The sequence below is a fragment of the Mycobacterium sp. SMC-13 genome (assembly GCF_045311035.1).
GTDB lineage: Bacteria > Actinomycetota > Actinomycetes > Mycobacteriales > Mycobacteriaceae > Mycobacterium.
On sequence record NZ_JBJIAI010000004.1, the window covers coordinates 159,842 to 178,324 of the forward strand.

Consider the following 18,483-nt stretch of genomic DNA (forward strand, 5'->3'; position numbering starts at 1 on the left):
AATGGTTACGCGCGCACCCTGCGGCGATAGGTGACCTTGTCGAATTCCCGGCCGTGTTCGTCGACCGCGGTGACGTCCATTTCGCTCAGCAGCTGCCCCGGCCTGACATCGACGCGGATGAAGGCGTAGTTGCGGAAACGCACGCGCGACCAGCCGACCGCCTCCGCCTTCTTCTTCCCTTCAGCAGTCCAGACATAGCTGTTCGGGACGAAGGTGTCGGGAGCTTCGTGGCCGCGGTAGCTCTCGGGCTCACCGGGCTGGAAACCGTATCGGGGCCGGCCGGCGCAGCCCACGGTGTAGTAGACGGTGCCGTCGGTTTCCGCGTCGACGGTCGAATTGTCCCCGGCGACCTTGGTGGGGCGGTCGCCGCGGATCGGGTCCGTGCGCTCGTAGACGTGGTTGTGTCCCTGCAGCACGAGATCGACCTGATACCGGTCGAACAACTCGCACCAGGCCGCCCGCACACCGCCGTCGCTGGCGTGCGAGTCGGTGGTCGAGTACGCGCAGTGGTGGAAGAAGCACACGATGAAGTCGATATTGGGGTCGGCGCGGTAGGCGGCCAGGGTGCGCTCGACCCAGGAGTTCTGGGTGCCATCGGAATAGCCGGTGTTGGAACGGATTTCGAAGCTGACGTCGTTGGCGTCCAGTGACAGCACCGCGACGTTGCCGTAGGTGAACGAATAGACCGACGGGCACGCCGCCGGCCCGTTGTCCGGAAAGTCCATGCGCGCCAGGTGACCGCCGTAACCGTGACTCGGATACGAGGCCTCCATGTCGTGGTTACCGGTCGCGAACATCCACGGCGTACTCGCCGCACTGGCCTCGATGGACCCCAGATAGACGTCCCAGACGAACGGGTTGTACTTGTCGAAGCCGTGCGCGGCCTTGCCCCCGGACGGGACGAACGACAACGGCTTGCCGCCACCGGACGGGTCGGCATACGCGATATCCCCGGCCAGCAGATGGAATTCGGGGTTGGACGCGACGATCTGATTGAACACGTTGGCGGTGTGCGGGACGTCGGGCTCGTTGTCCGGCTTGTAATAGCTGTCGTCGTAGTCGCCGCGTTTGAGCCCGGCAGGCTGGCGCGGTATGTCATCGGTGCCCTGGTCACCCATCATGGTGAACCGGAACGGCGCCAATGTCTTTCGCACGCTGGGCATCGCCGTCTTGGCCGACCGCACGTCGCTGACGAAGCCGTCCTCGGTGCGCCACCGGTAGAAATGCGCGCTGCCACCGGGCAATCCGTCGACGGGGACATGGGCGTAGAACTGCTCGGCCGCAAGGACACCGCGATCGCTGGTCGGGATCTGCGTGACGAGGTTGCGCACCTCGGCCTCGATGGTCGCGCCCAACTGATCGGTGGGCCCGTGGTCGACGAACACCTTGGTGCCACCGGGATTTCGCGACAACTGCGCCGCCAGCCGCAGCTGGCTGTCCGCGGCGCCGCCGAAACCGACCCGCCGGTTGGCCACGCTCAGCGGCGCGTCCTGCGCGTAGGCGCGGCGCCCGAACGGCGCCAGACCCAGGGCCGCCACCGCCGCGGCGGCCGCCGATCCGCGCAGGAAATTCCGCCGCGATACCCGGTGCCGACGCAGGTACTGCTGGTGCCAGTCGTACTGCTCGGCGATCGTCATGGTCGTCGACAAATCGTCGGGGATGCCCGTGTCCGGGATTTCACCGGCGGCGGTCAGTCGGGTCGGACGCACCAGTCGATGGTGGCCCAGCACGGTCCGTCCCGCGAGTCCGACACCCGAATCAGGGCCGATGTTCAGCCGTGGTTCACGGAACCGCGATCAACGGCGCCGGGGCGCCGTACCGCTGTGGCCAGTCCTGCCATGCGACGCCCGTCGGGTCTACGGCCTGCTCTGTCCCCGATCAGGATCGACAACCACACGGTCACCGGCGACCCGAAATGACACTTTTTGTGATCTGAAAAGTCTTGGGCTGTCCCGAACTCTTTCTCAGCAACGCCTCAGTTGGCGGCGGCACGGTGGAGACATCAAGCGCGAGCACGCCTGTCTTACCGACGTTTCGAGAAAGTAGTCAACGCCAATGAGACACCCGTCAGAACAGCCGACGCCCGACAACCAGCACCTCTGGTCGCGACAGTACGCCGCTGAACAGGAGAAACTGGTCCAGTGGAGCAATGACCGTTACCAGCGTCCCCACGCATCGGCCGCCTACACCCAACCACTGCGGACTCCGTACGGGGCGCCGCAGCAGTATCCCGCCGCGCCCGTTCCACCGGCGCCAGCTAAGCGCTCGCGCTCCGGGCTGCTGGCCTTCGGCGTCGCCGCCGTAGCCATCGCGGCAGGCGCGGCAGGCACCATGGCGGCGGTCGACCACTACGGCAGCGTGGCGCCGACGGCGCAGGTTCCGCTCGCCGCCGGCATCCAGAACCGCACGCTGCCGACGGCTTCCGCGCCGGCACCGGCGGCGCCGGCCGGCTCCGTCGAGGCGGTGTCGGCCAAGGTGCTGCCGAGCGTCGTGAAGCTGCAGGTGCAGACCGGCCAGCAGGGCGGCGAGGGCTCCGGCATCGTCCTCACCGCGGACGGCCTGATCCTGACCAACAACCACGTCGTCGCGGAAGCCAATCAAACTGCCGCTGAACAGGATTCACTGCCCAGCGGGCTGAGCCCGAGTGGCCGGCTGCCCCGCGGTCTGACGGGCGGCGGCCAGACCAAGGCGACGGTCACGCTGGCCGACGGCCGCACCGTGCCCTTCACGGTCGTGGGCGCCGATCCGGCCGACGACATCGCGGTGGTGAAAGCCCAGGGGGTGTCCGACCTGACCCCGATCAGCATCGGCTCCTCCAAGGACCTGCGCGTCGGACAGAACGTGGTGGCCATCGGCTCGCCGCTGGGCCTGCAGGGCACCGTGACCACCGGCATCATCAGCTCGTTGAACCGTCCGGTGAGCACCGGTGACGAGCAGACCGGCCAGCAGTCGGTGATGAGCGCCATCCAGACCGACGCCGCGATCAATCCCGGCAACTCCGGTGGCGCGCTGGTCGATATGAACGGCAATCTGATCGGGGTGAACTCAGCGATCGCCTCGCTGGGTGGTGGTCCGGAATCCGGTGGCTCCCAGCCGGGCTCGATCGGCCTCGGCTTCGCCATCCCGGTCGACCAGGCCAAGCGCATTGCCGACCAACTGATCTCGACCGGCACGGTGCAGCACGCCTCGCTGGGCGTCAAGCTGGCCGCCAACAACAGCGCGCAGGGCGCGGCCGTGGCCGGCGTCGTCGCCGACGGTCCCGCCGCCGCGGCCGGCCTGGACAAGGGCGCCGTGATCACCAAGGTCGACAACCAGCCGATCGACAGTCCCGAAGCGCTCGTCGCGGCCATCCGGTCCAAGGCGCCCGGTGACAACGTCACCGTGACCTACGCCGACCCCTCCGGAGCGGAGCGCTCCGTGCAGGTGACCTTGGGACAGACGGAGGCCTAGACCGCCCGCACGTCCTGTCCCGCAATCCCTGTGAGGGTTGTGTACGCCGAACCCGAGATACGCGTACACAACCCTCACAGGCGTTTCCGGGCATCCCCGCGCCAACCGGATTCCAATCGCGCCGTCCTACGCTCTCCATGTCGACACTTCCGGAGGGACCATGCGCGTCGAGTACATCGTGGTGCTGATCGCCGTCATCGTGATCGTGGATGTCGCCGTCCTCGTCACGCTGCTGCGCAAGCACCGCGCCCGCACAGCTCCTGCCGACCCTACGACAACCAGCGCAACGGAACTCGGTGCCACCGACCTACCCAAGAAGTCCGCGGCACCGGTCCTGGCGAAGGCGTTCCTGGCGGTCGGGCTGTCGTTGGCCGTCGCGGCCGGTGTCTGCGCAGCGATTGTCGCCCAGACGAATTCGTCCGACAGGCACGCCGCCGGGACCGTCGTCGAGCTGGTGCCCAGCGGCGGCGGCAGCAGCCCGCGCTACCGGGCGCGCGTCGAATTCGCCACATCCACGGGCGCGCACGTCCGCTTTCTCAGCTCGGTCAGCAGCAATCCGCCCCCCGCCAAGCTCGGCGAGCACGTCGACGTCCGGTACGACCCCGACGACCCACACGACGCCACCATCAACAGCTATTGGCAGGTGTGGTTCCTGCCGACCCTGCTCGCCATCATCGGCGCCCCGTTCCTGCTGGTGGGCACCGGATTCGGGATCGTGAGCCGGGCCGGCCGTAGCCGCGGGCCGGAACCGCCTCTGAACTGGCCGGACCGCCAGCAGATTGCCAGGTTCATCTGCGCTGCCGCAGGTCATGCGCGGATGTATCGTCTCTCCAGTTCCAAATTTGCTGTGAATCGGGGGAAATGGCCCAGTACTACCTCTCGGGTGCAGTAGCGGCCCGGGTCGACGGCACGCCGGCAGCGCTCGGCGGACCGAAGCAGCGGTGCGTACTGGCCGTATTGCTGGCCAATCACGGCACGGTGGTGAGCATCGACCGCCTGATCGACGCCGTCTGGGGGGACGAGCCACCGCCGAAGGCGCTCGCGTCGGTGCGCTCGTATGTGGCCAACCTCCGCCGGGTGCTCGACCCGGGCGCCGACGTCGGGCCCGACCAGACGCCCGATGCCCGCCGGGGCGACGCGCAGGGTCAACGGCTCGCCTCCCACCCCCACGGCTACCAGCTGAATCTGCTCAGCGGCGACACGATCGACCTCGTCAGCTTCGAAAGCCTTGTCTCGAAAGGCCGGACGGCGCTGATCCGCCACTCGGCCGGTGCCGCCGTGGAGATGCTGACCGAGGCGCTGGCACTCTGGCACGGAGATCCGTTCGGCGAGTTCGCCTATCACGAGTTCGCCGCACCCGAGGCCATCCGCTTCGCAGCCCTGCGGACCACCGCCATCGAGGCCCGTTTCGACGCCGCACTGCAACTCGGCGGTGGCGGCGAACTCGTACCCGAGATCGAGGCGGCCCTGGCGGAACACCCACTGCAGGAACGCTTGTGGGGTCATCTGATGCTGGCATTACACCGGTCCAACCGGACCGCCGACGCCATCCAAGCATTCGACCGGGCCCGCACGACACTCGACCGCGAGGTCGGGACCCGGCCCGGCGAAGGCCTGCAGACCCTGTTCGAGAAGATTCGCGACGGCGCCGCGGAACTGCGCGTCGCACCCGCACCGCACGTGCTGAATCCCGATCCGGACCCGGCGGCGCCGCCCCCGTTCGTCGGCCGGGACGCCGAACTGGGCGCCGTCACCGCGGCGGTGCGCCGGGCCGACGGCGGCGCCGGCGGGCTGACGCTCGTGACCGGCGACAGCGGCATCGGCAAGACCACCCTGGCGCAGGCCGCCGTCGACCGCGCCCGGGCGGCGGGCGTCGCCGTGGCCTGGGCCGGCCACCCGAGCGGGGTGAAGCTGCCCCTGCTGTGGACCTGGATCCAGCTGCTGCGCCAACTGGGTGGCGAGCTCGGCACCACCGGCCGCAAGGCCGTGCTGCGGGAGGCCCCCGGCGTCGTCAACGCCCTGGTTCCCGAATGGCACGGCGATGACGACCTCAACGCCGGCAGCCGGTTCGCGCCAACGGGATTCGCCCTGGTCGAGCGCATCGTCGCGGCACTGCGCGAGCTGTCGACCCTGGCCCCGATGGTGCTCGTCATCGACGATCTGCAACGGGCGGACCCCGCCTCGATCAACACCCTCGTCCTGCTGGCCGAAGAGTTCCCGCGCGTCCCCATCCAGGTCATCGGCAACTGGACCTTCTTCGGGGACGACCGGCCCATGAACCGGTCCTCGTTCGAGCGCATCGTCCGGTCGAACGACACCGTCACCCTGCATCTGGACGGCATCGACCGCGCGGCCGCCGCAGACCTCGTCGACGCGGTGGTGGGCGGCACGATCCCGCCGGCCATCTCGGCACAGGTCTGGGAGCAAGCCGGCGGAAACCCCTTCTACATCAAGGAACTGGCGCGGGCGCTGGACACCGACGGTGCACCGCAGCGCGGCCATCCCGCGCTGTCGGATGCCGTGGTCGGCGTCGTCGGCCGCCGGCTCGGCGTCCTGGACCGGCCCTGCCGTCGGGTGCTCTGCGCGGCCGCCGTCGTCGGGCCCGAATTCAACGTCGCCGACCTGGCCGACATCGTCGACCTGTCGGTCTCGACGGTGCAGAGCCGGCTACGTCCGGCGTATCAGACCGGCCTGCTCGACGAACTGCCCGCCCGTCCCGGCGCCTACCGGTTCAGCCACGGGCTGGTGCGCGACGCGCTCATCGCCCAGCTCGCCACCACCGACCGCACCAGCGTGCATGCCGCGATCGCCACCACGCGGACGGCGACGCTCGCGACCGCCGCGTACGAACACGTCATCGCGACCGCCGACCATGCCTGGCGGGCCGGCGCGGAACTGAATCCCGATGTGGCCCTTGGCATTCTCGAGGTCGCCATCCAGCGGGCCCTGAACCGGTCGGCGTACCACGACGTCGCGGGGCTGGCCGAGCACGCCCTGCAGATCGGTGACCGACTGCCGGCCAAACCCGAACACCTGGACCGGCAGGCCACCCTGTGGCTGCACCTGGCCGGGGCGAAGAACATCCTCGAGGGGCAGGCCAGCGAGTCGGCCGCCGCGGCCGTCCAGCGGGCCTTCGAGATCGGTCAGGAAGTCAAGGGCCGGGCCTTCTACGGCGCCATCGCACTGCAGTCCATGCTGCTGTGCGCGCACGGCCGCATCGACGAGGTCGAGATCATCGCCATCGGCCTGCAGGACCAGTACGACAAGTCCGGTGACCCGGTGATCGGTCTCGTCAACGACTTCGTGCACATCCTGCTGTACACCCTGCGCGGCAACACCGACATGCTGATCAGCACCGGGCTGCACATGATGGACACCTTCCCGCCGCCCGAGACGGTCATCGATCCGCTGCACTTCTTCCATCCTCGCGTGTACTGCTGGATGGCGATTGCCGAGGCGGTCCGCGGCGACGTGCAGGCCATGCGCGAATACCACCGCCGTGCACTGCATCTCGCGCAGAGCCGCGGCGACGTGTTCAACATCCTGGCCGCGCGGCTGACGTACGTCGAATGCGCGGCGGTCCTCGGTGTCACCGACGGCATCGTCGAACTGGCCGACCAGGTCGACGTCGAGTTCACCGCGGCGGGCAGCCCGCAATGGGCTGCGTGCGCGCGCATCGTCCGGGTCTGGGCGCAGGTCATCGGCTCGGGTGAGGGCGACGCAGCGGTCGCCTTCCAGGCGTTCGACGAATACACCTGCGACGGGACCACCGTGATGAACACGATGTTCCTGTGCCTGCTCTCCGACATCGAGTTGCACCAGGGCCGTCCCGACAATGCCCGTGCCCTGGTGCACCGGGCCGGCCGCCTCGCCGATGCCACGGGCGAACAGGCCTTCGCCCGCGGCATCGCCGAACGGCTGGCGGCCCAGTCCGTCGAGCCCGTGTGAATCAGGCCCTGGCGGTCCGGTCGGGCAGCTCCTCGCGCCACTGGCGCCAGATGGCCCGGTCCGTCATCAGGTCCAGCACACTGCCGAACCCGGACGGATACACCAGGGAGACAACCCATTTGCGGGAGTCTCCGCGGCTGACCTCGCAGCCGCCCCGGTACAACTGGCGTAACCAGGTGACCGTCACGGCGTCCCGCGGGAAGTCGAAGATCACCACCTCCTCACCCGCGGACAGCTTCGCCTGGTAATCGGTCAGGCCCAACTGGTCGTCGACCCACTTCGAATACTCGGACGCAAGGCACCGCACCTGGGTGTCGGTCAGCTCGAGTTCGACGTTCACCCACCAGGTGTTGGTACGGCTCTTGAGCAGATACGCCTTACTTCGGGGTGGCGCCGTCGCCATTTCGTCAGAAGGTGATCTTCAAAGACTTGTCGACCGCGTCCAGCGCCTCGAACAGCTCGTGGCCCTGGCTCTCGTCGCTGGTCGCGTTGATCTGCAGCACGTACAGGCCGTCGGGTCCCTTGAAAACCACCGTCTCCTGGCCGAACGCGGCCTTGCCGCCGCCCTTGAGGTTGTACGTACCGGCGATCCGGAATGCCGGGAAGCCGGCCGAGGTGCCCGCCTCCTCACCGACGGATTCGAAACCGGGGAGGTTCTTCACCTCGCCGCCAGCGAGCTTGAGCAGCTTGTCCGGATCTGCCGGACCGTCGAGGCGCGACACCAGCGCGATGATGTTCGCCGTGTAGTCGGTGCTCTGGGCACCGGCCCCGGTGTACACGAGGGCGCCGTAGGCGTAGTCAGGAGTGTCTTCGCCGGCGCTGTCCCAGCCGGTCGGGCGGTCGATGTCGACAGCCGGCGCACCCGGATCCCCGGGGTGGATCGACGTCTCCTGGATCTTCTCTTCCTTGATGTAGTCGGCGATCGTGGGATTCGTGCCGGATTCATCGGCCGTACGCGGCTTCAGCTTGGGCGCCGCCTTGGTCGACGACGTCGCGCTCGAGCTGCTGCTCGAACTCGACGAGCTGGAACTGGAGCTGGTCGAGCTCTTGCCCTTGTCGCCGCCTCCGCAAGCGCCCAGCGTGATGCTCAGGCAGACCGCGGCGGCAACGGCGATGACAGGCCGATGCGACATCTGCATCGTGACTCCTCAGGGGTAGACGACGGACGCCGGTCACGTCCTCGGCGCCACGATATGGACGGCCGATTGGAATTCCGTTGAACCCGGCGGCGCGCTCGGTTGGAACCGCGGCCACCAACCGGACCGGCGCGGACTTCCAACCGGATTCCAACACCGCAGCGCTAACTTTTGCCGTCCGCTCGATCAGTGCGGCGCCGGTGGCTGGCGCCCGAACTCGGAAGGGGTTGGCGACATGACCAACACGATGTGTCAGAGGCTCGTTCTGGCATCTGCGATCACGGCTGCCGTGTTCGGCGCCGCCGCCTGCTCCAGCGGGACACCGTCGGTGAGCAAGAAAGACGTCGAGAGCCAGATCGTCGAGAAGATGACCGGCGCCGACGGCAAGAAGGCCGATTCGGTGACGTGCCCCGAGAACCTCGCGGGCCAGAAGGGCGCCGAGATCAACTGCACCATGAAGGTCGGCGACAAGACCAGCACCGTCAACGTCACGGTCACCAGCATCGAGGGTGAGAACGTGAAGTTCGACATGGTTCAGACGATCGACAAGGATCAGGTCGCCAAGCAGATCAGCGAGGAGCTGGGACAGCAGTTCGGTACCAAGCCGGAAACGTTGACCTGCCCGGAGAACTTGAAGGGCACCCCGGGTGCCACGCTGCGCTGCGAGCTCAAAGACAGCGGCCAGACCTACGGCGTCACGGTCACCGTCAACAAGGTCGACGGCTCCGACGTGAACTACGGGTTCAAGGTCGACGACAAGCCGACGTCGTAACCGATGCGAATGAACCGGGCCCTCTGGCGGGCATCTGCGCTCCTGGCGGTCTGCACCCTGACCGTCGCCGGCTGCGGCGGGAAGCAGCTGAAACCACAGGCTGAGCCACCATCGTCGACGACGCCGGCGGGCCCTCCGGTGGAGATTCACGGCGACGCCTCGGACCCGGTGAACAAGATCGTCATCAAAGCGATCGGCGACATCGAAAGCTATTGGGAGACCGAGTTTCCCAAGCTCTACAAGAAGGACTACACCCCGGTCAAGGGTGGCTTCTACGCGGTGGATCCCGGGCAGGGACCGCTGCCGCCGTGCGCCCAGGCGGCCGCCGACATCGCCGGCAACGCGTTCTACTGCGCCAAGGCCGACAACGTCGCCTGGGACGTCGAAGGCCTGCTGCCGAGTCTGCGAAAGCGGTTCGGCGACTTCGTCATTCCCGTCGTGATGGCCCACGAATGGGGGCACGCGATCCAGGCCCGCGCGAACTTCCAGGGCGAGACCGTCACCAAGGAGATCCAGGCCGATTGCTTCGCCGGGGCCTGGGCCAAGCACAGCGCCGAGACCTTCAAGCCCAGCCCCAACGATCTCGACCGCGCCCTCGCCGGCGTACTGTTCCTGCGCGACGAGCCGGGCACCGGGCAGCATGAATTGAGCGCGCACGGCAGTGGTTTCGACCGGGTGAGTTCCTTCCGCAACGGATACGATCAGGGCCCGCAAGCCTGCGCCGACTACCGGCGCGGTGACCCGGTGGTGGTCGAGCTGCCGTTCAACAACGCGGAGGATGCCGCGGCCGGCGGCAACGCCCCGTACGAGTCGATCGTGGACGGTGTCCCCGAGGACGCCGAGGACTACTTCGCGAAGCTCTACCAGCAGGGCACCGGCAAACCGTGGACCCCGATGAAGCCCGCGCAGAAGCTCGACCCGCGCAACCAACCGGACTGCGGCAACGAATCGACCAAGGGTTACGTGCTGTTCTACTGTGTGCCCGAGGACTATGTCGGATTCGACAACGTCGAGGCCATGCCCCAAATCTATGAGGAGGCGGGGGATTTCGCGGTGGCGACGCTGATCGCGACGCAGTACGGGCTCGCGCTGCTGACGCGCCTCGGGCAGGACAGCAGTGACAAACACACGTCACTGCAGGCCGACTGCCTCGCCGGCGCCTGGGCCGCGAGCCTGCTGCTGCACGAACGCGCCGACAGCCGTTACAGCCTGTCGCCGGGTGACCTCGACAAGGCGGTGTCCGCACTCCTGCTGTTCCGGGGTGAGGGTGACGTCGAACGCCAAGGTCAAGGCAGCGACCGGATCGATGCCTACCGCAAGGGCGTCTACGAGGGCGCGAAGCCGTGCCTCGCCCGTTGACCACAGCCACCTCGTCGCTCAAGGAGCGTGCTCGATGACCCAGCCCGACCAGACCAGCGTCGCCGCGGACGAGACGCCGGCCGGACAGCAGACCTCGGCCGGGCGCGGCCTGCTGAATTCGATGCACCCGAAGGCGTTCTTCGCCATGGCCGACGGCTATCCCGTTGGGGTCAAACAGTTTCTGCAGTTCTGCCTGCTGCTGATCTATCCGGGCTGGCTGCTCGCGGCGCCCTTGTGCGCGGCCATCTATTTCACGGGGTACGGGGTCCTGTGGGTCCTGTTCTGGCCGTTGCGCGCGTGGATGAAGAAGAACCGGCCCGAGGAGTATGCCGCCAGTCAGCTCAAGTGAGCGGGCGTCCTATCGCTTCAGGAAGTCGAAGAAGTGCGGCGTGGTGTCGACCCGCAGCCGCGTCAGCTTGCGGTAGCTGATGAGCCACAGGCCGTGTTCCAGGCGGTACTGCTCGTGATAGTGGCCGTAGCCGTGGAGATGCTCTTCGGCTTCGCCGTTGGTCCACCACAACTTGTCCTCCATGGCCCAGATTCCGGTGGCCGTGGTGTCGCTGGTCAGCTCGATCTCGGGGGTGTGACCGTGGTGGACGGTGGTGACGGTGGTGCCGCCGTCGAGCAGTGACCGAATGGCGCGCGTCAGCGGCTCCTTACCGACCACCCGGTTGCCGGCCGCCTCTTTGGGCGTCCAATTGTCGTTGTCGGGCAACCCATCCCAGGTCTCGGAGACGACGTCGTCGGTGTGCAGTGTCGGGTAGACCTCCCACTGCTTGGTATCCATGCACCGCAGCCGGCGGGCGAAGGTGCGCTTGATTGCCTCGATGGCGCAGGCCTGGTCGCCGGTGCTGAGGGTGATGTCGGTGGTCATTCGATCTCTTTTCAGGATGTGCGGTTTCGCCGGCGCCAGGGCGCCAGCAGCAGTTCGCAGGCCCGGCGCATGTCGCGCTCGGCCTGCTCGGGCGTCGTCTCCCCGGTGATGGCCCACGACAGGATGCCGTACGCGCACTGCTCGAGCAGCAGCGCGATCTGCGTCTGGTCGGCGGTGGGCGCCGCGATCCCGGCGACGCCGAGAATGTTGCGCCGCAGGTTGTAGTCGCCGCGGACCGTCGACTCGGCGCGGCGGGCATTGACCGACGTGATCATCGCGCGCGCCAGTAGCGGACGGGCCAGCATGTTCCGGATGATGCCGGCCATGAACTCGGTGACGTCGGCGACCGGGTGCCCGGTCGTCGGACCCGGCGGAGCTGCGGTCTGGGTGAGGTGGAACAGCAACGCCGCGAACAGGTGATGCTTCGTGGGGTAGTAGCGGTAGACGGTGGTGATCGAGACCGCCGACTGATCCGCCACGTCCTGCATCCGGACCTCTTCGAGGCCGTACCGCGCCCCCAGGAGCGCGGCGGTCGCGAGGATGCGGTCGCAGCGGTCGATTTGCGCGGGGGTCCTGGGAGTCGCCGGTTCCCTGTCGAGCGGTGCGCGGGGCATGGCTAAACCGCCGGCCCAGACGGCGTGCCCTGCAACATCTTCTGGATCATCGCGTGTGACGCCAGCAGCACCTTGTCGCGATCGGTGGTGGCGTGGACCGCCGGACTGGCGGCGTGCATCGAGATGACGTGCACGGGTCCGTTCGCGAGATTCGCGAGGCCTTCACGGGCGACGTCGGCCGGATCGGACGCGGGCATGCCGGGGACGTCGAAATTGAGGCCGACGCGCTCCATCGCCGGTGTCCTGGTGAGGCCGAGGACGAGTTCGAGGACGTGCACGTTGTGCTCGCGCAGCTCCAGCCACAGACCCTCGGCGTAGATCCGGCTGAATGCCTTCACCCCGCCGTACACGGTGTGCCGCGCCGAGCCGAGGTGCCCGGAGAGCGATCCGACCAACATCAGCCCGCCCCGGCGACGCTCGCGCATCGGCGCGCCGAAGTGGTGGACCAGCCGCAGCGGGGTGGTGACGTTCAGGTCGATGACGCGCTGGAACTCCGTCAGGTCGCCGTCGAGGAACTCGGCGCTGTGGGTGTTGGCGCCGGCGTTGTAGATGAGGAGTCCGACCTCCAGATCGGTTGTGGCACTGATGATCTGATCCACACCGTCATCGGTGGTCAGGTCGACGGTGAGCTCGCGCACCGTCACGCCCAACTCGCGACAGCGAGTGGCGGTGGCCTGCAGCGGCCCCGGCTTGCGCGCGATCAGCACCAGGTTGACACCGGCCCGCGCGAGCAGTGCCGCGAACTCGGCCCCGACGCCTTCCGAGCCACCCGCGATGACGGCCCACGGCCCGTATTGCTGCAACTGCAATGCGTCCTCACTAGACAAGTTCACGCCCCATATCTAAAATTCATTTTAGTTTTCAGCGTCCGAGGGTAGCCGATCCAGACGCCAGATCGGAAGGGCGCATAAATGCGGATTGGTCTGCAGACGCCAGTGGTGATCCAGGTACCCGCCACCGCGTCGGCGTGGGAAGCGACGGCCGGCGTCGCCGAGATCGGGGAGATCGCCGCCGTCGCCGACCTGCTCGGCATCGACTACCTGACGTGTTCCGAACATGTCGTCGTGCCGACCGATGTGGCGGCCACCCGGGGCGCGACGTACTGGGATCCGCTGGCCACCTTGGCTTTCATCGCCGGGCGCACATCGCGCATCCGGCTGGCCACCTCGGTGCTGGTGCTGGGCTACCACCATCCGCTCGAGATCGCCAAGCGTTACGGCACCCTCGACCAGGTCAGCGGTGGCCGGTTGATCCTGGGCGTGGGCGTCGGGTCGCTGCGGGAGGAGTTCGACCTGCTGGGCGCGGCCTGGGACGACCGGGGTGCCCGCGCGGACGAGGCGATGACCGCGCTGCGCGCGGCATTGCCCACCAATCATCCAGTGCACCAGGGTGATCACTACAACTACGACTCGTTCGTGATGGACCCCTGTGCGCTGCAACCGCGCGTACCGATCTGGGTGGGCGGCCGGACCCGCCGTTCGCTGCGCCGGGCCGTCGAGCTCGGCGACGGCTGGATGCCCTTCGGCCTCGCGGCGGCCGAGATCTCGACAATGCTTGCCACCGTGGAACTTCCGACGGATTTCGACATCGTGCTCGCCACGAGGCCGCTGGATCCCATGGGTGCACCGCAACAGACACTCGATGCACTCGGCGCGCTCGAGGACGCCGGTGCGACGGCCGCGACCTGCGTGATCGCCTCCCGATCCGCGGCGCACTGCTGCGAACAACTCGGCGCCCTGGCAGATCTGACGAACCTGCTGACCACGGAGGCGAGATGACCGAACAACGACTGGCCGAGCTCGAAGCGCGGTTGCGCCGCATCGAGGACGAACGCGCCATCGAGCGGATGATCGCTTCCTACGGTCCGCTCGTCGACGCCGGCGAGGCCGACGCCGTCGCCGCGATGTGGGCGCCCGACGGTGTCTACGATGTCGAGAACTGGCTCATGACCGGGCCCGCCGACGTCGCGGCCATGGTGCGCTCACCCGGTCACCAGGATTTCATCACCACCGGTTGCACCCACTTCCTGAGTCCCGCCGTCGTCACCGTCGACGGCGATGAGGCGGTCGCCGTCTGCGAGTCGACGCTGTTGCTCAGGCGCACAACGACTTACGAACCCATCCGGGCCGGCGTCAGCCACTTCCACCTTCGCCGGGCCACCGGGGCGCCGCACGGCTGGCAGATCGTCAAACGCGTCACGCGACTGCTCGACGGAACCGAGCGGCCCCGCAGGTTGCTGTCGGACGGTATCGCCGGACGGCTCCCGGCCTAGCCGCGCACCCGGTCCAGTGTGTGCCCGGCCATGGCCGCCAGGACGCGGTGGGCCCGGGCGACCATGGCCGCGGCGGACTCCTCGGGATGATTGCGCCAGAACAGCATCAGCGCCGACACCATGTGTTCCCAGACGCCGGTGGCGGCCACCAGGTCGACGGGATCGGTCAGGCCGACACTGCCGAGGGACCGCGATACCCCGGCGAACGCCTGCTGCCGCAAGATCGTCCGCTGCTCGCGTGCGGCATCCCGCGCCGGGCCATGGGGGACCGACCGGTCGAACAGCACATGCCAGTCGCCCGGGTGCCCCTCGAACGTCGTGAAGATGGCGGCCAGCACGGGCTCGCCGGCGGCGGCGCCGGCCCCGGCCAGGTGGTCGGGCGAGGTGAGCGCGTCAGCGACGGCCTGCTCGATCTGGGTGCCGATCTTGGTCACGCAGGCGGCGTAGACCGCCTCTTTCGACCCGAAGTAACTGATGATCAGGGTCTTGGAGACGTCGGCCTGCGCGGCAATGGCGGCCAGGGACGCGCCCGCGTACGTGGCACGGCTGAACTCGGCGATGGCGGCCTCGACGATCAGCTGCTCACGCTCACCGCGCGGCACACCTTTGGTACCGGTCCTGCCGGTGACGGGGCGCGTGGTCATCGGGACAGCCTAATCAGCCCCGCAGCACCTCTGCCCCGGAGTTGACCGTTGCCTGGGACGAACAGGCAATTCAGTCCGGCTGAACGTCGATCCACTCCAGATATGCACTGCCCGAGACCGATCCGGTACCCCAGGTACCGGTATAGGAGTACGCCGTCACGTATCCCGGTCCGTGCCCGAGGCGCCACGGCGCGTCAACGGTGCCGATCAGCGCCAGAATTTCCCGGTCGCCATCACGCACCGACCACTTGAACTTGCGGGGCCTCCGCATCTTGTTGCCCCGATCGTCGACGAGCGGCTCGCCGTATTCGGTGACCGCGAAGTGGACGTCGGTGTAGACCTCGGTCTCGCCGCCGAGCACCCGCACGTGGGCCAGCTTGCAGGCGGTGCGGCCCCGCGCCCGGACGTCGGTCAGCAACACCTGCGTTCGCTCGTCGAGGTTGATGATCTGGTAGGTGAAGAAATCCAGCGGCAGTTTCAGCTGGGCCGGTATCGGCCGGCGCGTAAGTGCTTGGTGCGTACGGATTCTCGCGTACTCGAAGGTACCCAGACCGCTGACTGCGACGCCGTCGACCGTGCCGGTGTAGGGCGCGAGCAGGCTCAGGTGGTCATAGATCGGCGACTTCACGAAGTACGAAACCTGTGCTGTGACATTCAGTTTGAGGTCTACGTCGAACTGCGGATAGCGGCCGCGGACGACGACGTGCGGCAGGGCCACGTTGATGGCCAGGTCTTCGGCCCAGTGCAGCCGGCGGGCATCGGCGGTGAACCAGCAGTCCGCGCTCATGTCGTAAGCCCGATAGAACCGCTGGTCCGCATGTGCGGTCGACGAGAAGACCGTGGTGGTGTCGCGCGCGTCGGCGGCGGCCAGGTGGTCGAGATCGAACAGTTCGGCGCCCGACGCACCCAGCAGCGTCATGGTGTTGAGATAGCGGTAGGGGTCGGGCAGGTCCGGCACGAACACACCGAAATGCGTTACGCCCCAGGCATGTGAGAGGTCATGGGGTCGGAGAATCTCCGGGGCGTCGAACGGCAGGCGCGACGCCGGCAGGCGACTGTCGACCAGCGGCAGCATGCCGTCGATGACGACACGCGACAGCGCGCGGGAGATCGGGTGCGTCTTCATGGAGTCCTTGTCTGGCGTGGGATCGGCGACTAGGTGAGGGCGGCGAGAGCACGGTCCGCCGTGGCGGGGGAGATGAGGTCGATGGTCGGCAGGACCGCGCGCAGCACCGCGGGGCTGACCTCGACCGGCTGATGGGTGACCGCCCGCACGATCCAGCGTCCGGCCTCTTCCGCCGACAGTGCCGGGGCATCCTCGTATTCGGCTGTGGGCGCGATCATTTCGGTGCGGACCAGCGGGAAGTAGACATTGGTGGCACTGATGCCTGGGTGGGGCCGTTCGGCATTGAGGCTGCGGCCGAAGATCGCCAGCGCACTCTTGGAAGCGGCATACGCGGAGAAGCGCGGGAACGTGTTGGCGTGCAGGCCCCAGGTACAGACGTTGACGACCTGACCGCGGCCGCGCTCAATCATGCCCGGCAGCAGCCCCAGGCTCAGCTGGACAGCAGCCAGGTAGTTGAGGGACATCGTGCGCTGATAGTCGTGCAGCCGGTCGGTGGCGTCGGCGATGCTGCGGCGGATCGAATGTCCGGCGTTGTTCACCAGCACGTCCACGCGTTCGTCGGCGAGGTCGGCCAGCAGCCGGGCCGTGGCCGCCTGGTCGGCCAGATCGCAAGTGCGCCAAGAGCATCCGGTCTCGGCGGCGAGCGTCCGTAGTTCGTCCTCCCGGCGGGCGACGGCGATGACGGTGGCACCGCGCGCGCGGAGCTGGGTGACGGCCTGCCGGCCGATACCGGCCGAGGCGCCCGTCACGACGATCGTCAGGTCGCTGACGTCACGTCCCGGGCCGGCCAGCGCGGCGTCGAGTCGCTCGGGCAACAGGGTGCGGCGCTGGACGAGATCCATCACGGCATTACGAATGAACATGGTTTCCTCCCACACGGTGTTCTCACCGGGACGTCGCCGATATTACCACTCGGTTACTTCAGCCTCGGCCGGTGATGCCCGAGCCGCCCATCCACAGCGGCGGTTCGCAGTGATCACCGGCCGCGGTATGCGGGACCAACCCGCGCCAGCGCTGACGGCGCGTCATCCGGTCGTAGTGTCCGGCGGCGACCGACTTCAGAAAGTCCACACTGTCGCTCAGGTAATCCAGACCGTAGCCGGTCAGTACATACGTGGGCAGGCCCGGCAACGACTGCTCCGAGATGTCGTATCGCTCGCTGCGGTGGTGCGTCCCGCAATCATCGACCTCGGCTGTCCACCGCAGTGCCGACGGCACGTGCCGCGCCGCCGCCGTCGCCGTCGCCTCTACGGCCGTCCGCCAGTCGACACCGGTCCCGGGCGCGATCCAGAAGGGCGCCGGGATTTCGCGGACGATCTCTGTCCTCATGCCGATCCCCTTCCGCAGCTCGTGCACCGAGTGTGAGCGCGGGCGACGCGGTCGGGGAAGTGCTTCCTACGCCAGCGGGCCGTTTCCTCGCACGAATCACAGATTGGCCCGCCAGCGTGGGCTACAGCCGGTACATCTCGCGCTCGGTGGCCGCTTCGTCGAAAAGCAGGTCGGGCCGTCCCCGATGCGCGGTGTGCGCCCGCGCGGCGGCGATCCGGGCCGCCCAGGCGGGATTTCCAATTATGTTGCGCCGGAATCGAGTTCGCGGTACGAGGACGACCGCGGCCAGGCTCGGCCGGCAGGAGAATGCAGTCATCGACGAACCCTATGAGCCGAGACCACCGTCGGGCATCGTGCTGGGGACGGCTCCGTCCTCATACCGGGGGCGGAGCGCGCTGTTCACCTTCCTGCGCGCAGGCGGATCAGACGGACTCGACCTCGGCCTTGATGCGGTTGAGAGTGGTCCTCATGTCCCGGATGTTGCGTCGGGTGCGCAGCTGGCCGCCGAAAATGCCGAACACGGTGTCGAGCAGGCCGGGCGTCATCCAGAACGACTCGGTGACATCAGTGCCATCGCCGGCGGGCGCCAGGGCGTAGTGCCAGTTGTTCACCGCCTTGTCGCCGGCAAGCACCGCGAAGCCGAACTCGCTCCCGGGTTCGCAGGCCGTGACCCGGCACGTCGTCCAGTAGATCGGCCCGATCTCGTTGCGCTTGACGTGGCCGCGGAACAGCGCGCCCAGTGCGGGTCCGGTGGCTCCGTCCAGCCATTCCGACTCGAATACTTCGGGCGAGTATTTCGGGGTGTTCCGAATATCGGCGATCAGGTTCCAGACCTGATCGGCCTGCGCGCTCATGTGGACGGTAACCGAACCCTTCATGGCGCGATCCTATCGATCGGTACCGCCCGGCAGGCCACCCTCCTGTTTCGGCTGGATCGCCTACACGGGCCTCACCACAAC

General features: G+C 67.9%; 20 protein-coding genes. 8 read left to right on the forward strand and 12 right to left on the reverse strand.

The genetic code is table 11. The features are described from left to right. Window positions 1-5: 5 nt before the first annotated feature. Window positions 6-1,637, reverse strand: coding sequence for a metallophosphoesterase (locus tag ACJH6I_RS08440; protein WP_406783986.1), 1,632 nt, complete (start codon window positions 1,635-1,637; stop codon window positions 6-8). A 643-nt stretch (window positions 1,638-2,280) separates the two neighbouring features. Between ACJH6I_RS08440 and ACJH6I_RS08445 the strand changes: the two genes are divergently transcribed. From ACJH6I_RS08445 to ACJH6I_RS08455, 3 genes are all read left to right on the forward strand, one after another. Next, a complete protein-coding gene (locus tag ACJH6I_RS08445; RefSeq protein WP_318985909.1) occupies window positions 2,281-3,450 on the forward strand; it encodes a trypsin-like peptidase domain-containing protein in 1,170 nt (389 codons plus the stop codon). 160 nt (window positions 3,451-3,610) lie between these two features. After that, window positions 3,611-4,342, forward strand: coding sequence for a DUF3592 domain-containing protein (locus ACJH6I_RS08450; protein WP_406783931.1), 732 nt, complete (start codon window positions 3,611-3,613; stop codon window positions 4,340-4,342). Then, complete coding sequence (locus ACJH6I_RS08455) at window positions 4,312-7,398, forward strand: BTAD domain-containing putative transcriptional regulator (RefSeq protein ID WP_406783932.1); 3,087 nt, start codon at window positions 4,312-4,314, stop codon at window positions 7,396-7,398. The genes ACJH6I_RS08450 and ACJH6I_RS08455 overlap by 31 nt, the downstream gene beginning before the upstream one ends. A gap of 1 nt (window position 7,399) precedes the next feature. Here the strand turns inward: ACJH6I_RS08455 and ACJH6I_RS08460 are convergent, their stop codons facing one another. Together ACJH6I_RS08460 and ACJH6I_RS08465 are read right to left on the reverse strand one after the other, a co-directional pair. Beyond that, a complete protein-coding gene (locus tag ACJH6I_RS08460) occupies window positions 7,400-7,801 on the reverse strand; it encodes a hypothetical protein (RefSeq protein WP_406783933.1) in 402 nt (133 codons plus the stop codon). A 4-nt stretch (window positions 7,802-7,805) separates the two neighbouring features. Then, window positions 7,806-8,537: an LpqN/LpqT family lipoprotein gene (locus ACJH6I_RS08465; protein WP_406783934.1), complete on the reverse strand. Its 732-nt coding sequence runs from the start codon at window positions 8,535-8,537 to the stop codon at window positions 7,806-7,808. A 232-nt stretch (window positions 8,538-8,769) separates the two neighbouring features. Here ACJH6I_RS08465 and ACJH6I_RS08470 point away from each other — a divergent pair, with 232 nt between their 5' ends. From ACJH6I_RS08470 to ACJH6I_RS08480, 3 genes are read left to right on the forward strand one after another with little or no spacing between them, the layout of a single operon-like run. Beyond that, entirely contained in the window at window positions 8,770-9,306 is a 537-nt protein-coding gene (locus ACJH6I_RS08470; protein ID WP_406783935.1) for a DUF4333 domain-containing protein, read from the forward strand. 9 nt (window positions 9,307-9,315) lie between these two features. Further along, a complete protein-coding gene (locus ACJH6I_RS08475) occupies window positions 9,316-10,665 on the forward strand; it encodes a neutral zinc metallopeptidase (protein WP_406783936.1) in 1,350 nt (449 codons plus the stop codon). Between the two features lie 34 nt (window positions 10,666-10,699). Further along, the gene (locus ACJH6I_RS08480; RefSeq protein ID WP_061000044.1) at window positions 10,700-11,014 is read left to right on the forward strand and encodes a hypothetical protein; all 315 of its coding nucleotides are present in this window, start codon (window positions 10,700-10,702) and stop codon (window positions 11,012-11,014) included. A 9-nt stretch (window positions 11,015-11,023) separates the two neighbouring features. Here ACJH6I_RS08480 and ACJH6I_RS08485 read toward each other — a convergent pair whose 3' ends face one another. From ACJH6I_RS08485 to ACJH6I_RS08495, 3 genes are read right to left on the reverse strand one after another with little or no spacing between them, the layout of a single operon-like run. Continuing rightward, window positions 11,024-11,539: a nuclear transport factor 2 family protein gene (locus tag ACJH6I_RS08485; RefSeq protein ID WP_061000046.1), complete on the reverse strand. Its 516-nt coding sequence runs from the start codon at window positions 11,537-11,539 to the stop codon at window positions 11,024-11,026. Window positions 11,540-11,550: 11 nt separating this feature from the next. Continuing rightward, entirely contained in the window at window positions 11,551-12,153 is a 603-nt protein-coding gene (locus ACJH6I_RS08490) for a TetR family transcriptional regulator (protein ID WP_064858608.1), read from the reverse strand. 2 nt (window positions 12,154-12,155) lie between these two features. Continuing rightward, window positions 12,156-12,980, reverse strand: a complete 825-nt coding sequence (locus ACJH6I_RS08495; RefSeq protein WP_082762264.1) for an SDR family oxidoreductase — start codon at window positions 12,978-12,980, stop codon at window positions 12,156-12,158. A gap of 84 nt (window positions 12,981-13,064) precedes the next feature. On the opposite strand from ACJH6I_RS08495, the gene ACJH6I_RS08500 reads away from it, so the two are divergent. Beyond that, the gene (locus ACJH6I_RS08500; protein ID WP_064858609.1) at window positions 13,065-13,931 is read left to right on the forward strand and encodes an LLM class F420-dependent oxidoreductase; all 867 of its coding nucleotides are present in this window, start codon (window positions 13,065-13,067) and stop codon (window positions 13,929-13,931) included. Next, on the forward strand, window positions 13,928-14,425 hold the full coding sequence (locus ACJH6I_RS08505) for a nuclear transport factor 2 family protein (RefSeq protein ID WP_061000052.1): 498 nt from the start codon (window positions 13,928-13,930) through the stop codon (window positions 14,423-14,425). The genes ACJH6I_RS08500 and ACJH6I_RS08505 overlap by 4 nt, the downstream gene beginning before the upstream one ends. Here ACJH6I_RS08505 and ACJH6I_RS08510 read toward each other — a convergent pair. From ACJH6I_RS08510 to ACJH6I_RS08535, 6 genes are all read right to left on the reverse strand, one after another. Beyond that, window positions 14,422-15,069, reverse strand: coding sequence for a TetR/AcrR family transcriptional regulator (locus ACJH6I_RS08510; protein ID WP_110767171.1), 648 nt, complete (start codon window positions 15,067-15,069; stop codon window positions 14,422-14,424). The two genes, ACJH6I_RS08505 and ACJH6I_RS08510, sit on opposite strands and share 4 nt — an antisense overlap. A 70-nt stretch (window positions 15,070-15,139) precedes the next feature. Then, window positions 15,140-16,195, reverse strand: coding sequence for a DUF6670 family protein (locus ACJH6I_RS08515; protein WP_406783937.1), 1,056 nt, complete (start codon window positions 16,193-16,195; stop codon window positions 15,140-15,142). 29 nt (window positions 16,196-16,224) lie between these two features. Next, window positions 16,225-17,058 (reverse strand): SDR family NAD(P)-dependent oxidoreductase, encoded by an 834-nt coding sequence (locus ACJH6I_RS08520; RefSeq protein ID WP_061000088.1) that lies wholly within the window; start codon window positions 17,056-17,058, stop codon window positions 16,225-16,227. Between the two features lie 58 nt (window positions 17,059-17,116). Further along, the gene (locus tag ACJH6I_RS08525) at window positions 17,117-17,524 is read right to left on the reverse strand and encodes a hypothetical protein (RefSeq protein WP_131808724.1); all 408 of its coding nucleotides are present in this window, start codon (window positions 17,522-17,524) and stop codon (window positions 17,117-17,119) included. A 121-nt stretch (window positions 17,525-17,645) separates the two neighbouring features. Next, window positions 17,646-17,840, reverse strand: a complete 195-nt coding sequence (locus tag ACJH6I_RS08530; protein WP_061000058.1) for a hypothetical protein — start codon at window positions 17,838-17,840, stop codon at window positions 17,646-17,648. A 106-nt stretch (window positions 17,841-17,946) separates the two neighbouring features. Next, window positions 17,947-18,402: an SRPBCC family protein gene (locus tag ACJH6I_RS08535; RefSeq protein WP_061000060.1), complete on the reverse strand. Its 456-nt coding sequence runs from the start codon at window positions 18,400-18,402 to the stop codon at window positions 17,947-17,949. Between the last annotated feature and the right edge of the window lie 81 nt (window positions 18,403-18,483).

Coding starts and splice junctions, on each gene's coding strand:
- ACJH6I_RS08440 (WP_406783986.1), bottom strand. CDS start 1,637: ATGACGATCGCCGAGCAGTACGACTGGCACCAGCAGTACCTGCGTCGG.
- ACJH6I_RS08450 (WP_406783931.1), top strand. CDS start 3,611: ATGCGCGTCGAGTACATCGTGGTGCTGATCGCCGTCATCGTGATCGTG.
- ACJH6I_RS08455 (WP_406783932.1), top strand. CDS start 4,312: ATGGCCCAGTACTACCTCTCGGGTGCAGTAGCGGCCCGGGTCGACGGC.
- ACJH6I_RS08460 (WP_406783933.1), bottom strand. CDS start 7,801: ATGGCGACGGCGCCACCCCGAAGTAAGGCGTATCTGCTCAAGAGCCGT.
- ACJH6I_RS08465 (WP_406783934.1), bottom strand. CDS start 8,537: ATGCAGATGTCGCATCGGCCTGTCATCGCCGTTGCCGCCGCGGTCTGC.
- ACJH6I_RS08470 (WP_406783935.1), top strand. CDS start 8,770: ATGACCAACACGATGTGTCAGAGGCTCGTTCTGGCATCTGCGATCACG.
- ACJH6I_RS08475 (WP_406783936.1), top strand. CDS start 9,316: ATGAACCGGGCCCTCTGGCGGGCATCTGCGCTCCTGGCGGTCTGCACC.
- ACJH6I_RS08480 (WP_061000044.1), top strand. CDS start 10,700: ATGACCCAGCCCGACCAGACCAGCGTCGCCGCGGACGAGACGCCGGCC.
- ACJH6I_RS08485 (WP_061000046.1), bottom strand. CDS start 11,539: ATGACCACCGACATCACCCTCAGCACCGGCGACCAGGCCTGCGCCATC.
- ACJH6I_RS08490 (WP_064858608.1), bottom strand. CDS start 12,153: ATGCCCCGCGCACCGCTCGACAGGGAACCGGCGACTCCCAGGACCCCC.
- ACJH6I_RS08500 (WP_064858609.1), top strand. CDS start 13,065: ATGCGGATTGGTCTGCAGACGCCAGTGGTGATCCAGGTACCCGCCACC.
- ACJH6I_RS08505 (WP_061000052.1), top strand. CDS start 13,928: ATGACCGAACAACGACTGGCCGAGCTCGAAGCGCGGTTGCGCCGCATC.
- ACJH6I_RS08510 (WP_110767171.1), bottom strand. CDS start 15,069: ATGACCACGCGCCCCGTCACCGGCAGGACCGGTACCAAAGGTGTGCCG.
- ACJH6I_RS08515 (WP_406783937.1), bottom strand. CDS start 16,195: ATGAAGACGCACCCGATCTCCCGCGCGCTGTCGCGTGTCGTCATCGAC.
- ACJH6I_RS08520 (WP_061000088.1), bottom strand. CDS start 17,058: ATGTTCATTCGTAATGCCGTGATGGATCTCGTCCAGCGCCGCACCCTG.
- ACJH6I_RS08525 (WP_131808724.1), bottom strand. CDS start 17,524: ATGAGGACAGAGATCGTCCGCGAAATCCCGGCGCCCTTCTGGATCGCG.
- ACJH6I_RS08530 (WP_061000058.1), bottom strand. CDS start 17,840: ATGACTGCATTCTCCTGCCGGCCGAGCCTGGCCGCGGTCGTCCTCGTA.
- ACJH6I_RS08535 (WP_061000060.1), bottom strand. CDS start 18,402: ATGAAGGGTTCGGTTACCGTCCACATGAGCGCGCAGGCCGATCAGGTC.